This is a genomic window from Neisseria sp. P0021.S005, from assembly GCF_051956955.1.
The window spans coordinates 1-1,485 of the sequence record NZ_JBQCWY010000732.1 but is presented as its reverse complement, the minus strand read 5'-3'; the positions used below and the strand labels follow the sequence as shown (position 1 = coordinate 1,485).

Here is a 1,485-nt window from a genome sequence, read left to right as displayed (position 1 = left end):
ACCTTCCTGCCAACCGCGTCAGCAATGACGACCTTGCCAAAAAAGTGGACACTTCCGACGAGTGGATTACCACGCGTACAGGTATCAAATTTCGCCATATTGCAGACGACAGCGAAAAAACCAGCGACTTGGCCGCCGAGTCAGCGCGCCGCGCCTTGACAGATGCCGATTTGCAGGCTGACGATATCGATCTGATTATCGTCGCCACAGCCACTCCAGACATGCAGTTCCCCTCCACGGCGACCATCGTGCAGCAAAAATTAGGCATAACCAACGGCTGCCCTGCCTTTGACGTACAAGCCGTGTGCGCCGGTTTTATGTATGCCATGACCACTGCTAATGCCTACATCAAAAGCGGCATGGCGAAAAACGCTTTGGTTATCGGCGCAGAAACCTTCAGCCGCATCGTTGATTGGAACGACCGCACCACCTGCGTCCTCTTTGGTGACGGCGCAGGCGCGGTTGTCTTAAGCGCATCTGACGAACCGGGCATCATCCACGGCAAACTCAAAGCCGACGGCAACTACCTCAACCTTTTAAACGTCCCCGGACAAATCGCTAACGGCCAGGTTTGCGGCTCACCCTACATCAGTATGGACGGCCCCGGCGTATTCAAGTTTGCCGTCAAAATGCTGGCAAAAATTGCAGATGACGTTATCGAAGAAGCCGGTTACACCGCCGATCAAATCGATTGGATTGTGCCGCACCAAGCCAACAAGCGCATTATCGACTCTACCGCCAAACACTTGGGCTTGAGCATGGACAAAGTGATCTTGACCGTCCAAGACCACGGCAACACTTCCGCCGCCTCCATTCCACTGGCACTGGATGTCGGCATTAAAAACGGCCAAATCAAACGCGGACAAAACCTCTTGCTCGAAGGCATCGGCGGCGGTTTTGCCTGGGGTGCGGTTTTAGTGAAATACTAACGATTGGGCCGTCTGAACACCTCTTTCAGACGGCCTATTCTGCTCAAACCCATGAAATCCCTAACGTTTGCACTCTGCATCAGCAGCCTGTTTTTAAGCATAACGGCTGTAATATTGCCCAAACTGGCAATTGCCTATCTCGCGCTAAGTGCATACGTTTTCCTGCTTTACTACCAAGACAAACAGCGCGCACGCAAGCACGGCAGGCGCATACCCGAAGCAAAATTGCACCTGCTCAACCTGCTTGGTGGCTGGCCGGGCGGTTATTGCGGCAGCCTCATATTCCGGCATAAAACCAGCAAACCCGGATTTGTCCGCACCTTCCGGCTGACCACCGCAACCAATACTGTCGCCACCCTCCTTCTGCTGGCAGACACCCTCAAACATTCAAACCAATAAGGAATTACCATGTCTTTCGCATTCTTCTTCCCCGGACAAGGCTCACAAAGCCTAGGCATGATGAACGGCTTTGCCGAGCAAGCCATCGTTAAAGCCACATTTGACGAAGCTTCCGCCGTATTGGGTCAAGACCTGTGGGCAATGATTAACGGCGAAG

The 1,485-nt window shown here is 53.2% G+C and carries 2 protein-coding genes and 1 pseudogene; all 3 read left to right on the top strand.

The features are described from left to right. Positions 1–929 (top strand): beta-ketoacyl-ACP synthase III (locus ACTHUE_RS18790; protein WP_440403148.1); only part of this gene is annotated, 929 nt, incomplete at its 5' end. Between the two features lie 114 nt (positions 930–1,043). Next, positions 1,044–1,328 carry a DUF1294 domain-containing protein gene (locus ACTHUE_RS18785; protein ID WP_440424159.1) on the top strand — a complete coding sequence of 95 codons (285 nt, stop codon included), beginning with the start codon at positions 1,044–1,046 and terminating at the stop codon, positions 1,326–1,328. Between the two features lie 9 nt (positions 1,329–1,337). Then, positions 1,338–1,485 (top strand): annotated as a pseudogene (locus tag ACTHUE_RS18780) (ACP S-malonyltransferase); the annotation flags it as partial.